Consider the following 966-nt stretch of genomic DNA (forward strand, 5'->3'; position numbering starts at 1 on the left):
GCGATCGGCCGCCCGTCGCGCGGAGCGCCAGGGGTTGGCGTCGATCACTGACGACGCGCTCGAGGCGGCGATCCCGGACGCGCGGACGGCGATCCGCCGAAAAACCGTCGAGGGGTTGATCGAACACCAGCGGGTGCTCTACGACGTGATCGCCGACGCGGGCGAGATCGAACCCGGCGAGCTCTACGAGAAGTACGAGCGCCGGGTCGCGGAGCCGAAGACGAACCGAACCCTGCGGAACTACCTGACGAAGATGGTCCACTACGATCTGATCGAGGCCGTCGGCAAGCGCCGGGGCCGGACCTATCGGCTCGTCGATGAGGATGATGAGGACGACGAAAACGGCGAGTGACCGGGTTCGGATAACCGACGGCGAGTGGACGGCAGTGGCTGATCGACGGCGAGTGGACGGCAGCGGGCGACCGACTACAGGATGACGGCGGCCGATCCGGTGTCATCGGCCGACAGAGCCACTTACGGGGATCGCTCCCGTACGACACACATGGGTACTTCACCGGCGCTTCCGGCTGACACGCGCCTCGGGCGGACCGCGCTTCGCGTCGCCGACCGCGAGGCGACGGTCGAGTTCTATCGCGACGTGGTCGGCCTCGACGTTCTCGAGCGGGATCGCGACGAGATGAGGGCGACGCTCGGCGTCGACGGGACGTCGCTGCTCGTCGTCCGCGAGGACCTGACCGCGGAGCCGCGCGACGAGCGGAGAACGGGGCTCTATCACAACGCGTTCAGGGTCCCCTCGCGCGCGGCGCTGGGAGCCGCGCTGAACCGCATTCGAGAGCAGTGGACGCTCGAGGGGGCCTCCGATCACGGGATCAGCGAGGCGCTGTACTGTACCGACCCCGAGGGGAACGGCGTCGAGATATACTGCGACCGGCCGCGGGACGCGTGGCCGCGAGCCGACGACGGAACGCTCCGAGCGGCCGGCGGACCGCTGGATCTCGAGTCGCT

At 68.9% G+C, this 966-nt stretch carries 1 protein-coding gene and 1 pseudogene; both read left to right on the forward strand.

The window, feature by feature from the left end:
* Window positions 1-352: pseudogene (locus PGX04_RS16955) on the forward strand (AAA family ATPase); the annotation flags it as partial.
* 150 nt (window positions 353-502) lie between these two features.
* Window positions 503-966: VOC family protein (locus tag PGX04_RS16960; protein ID WP_273739599.1), on the forward strand; the 464-nt coding region annotated here is incomplete at its 3' end.

Source organism: Natrinema soli (assembly GCF_028618695.1).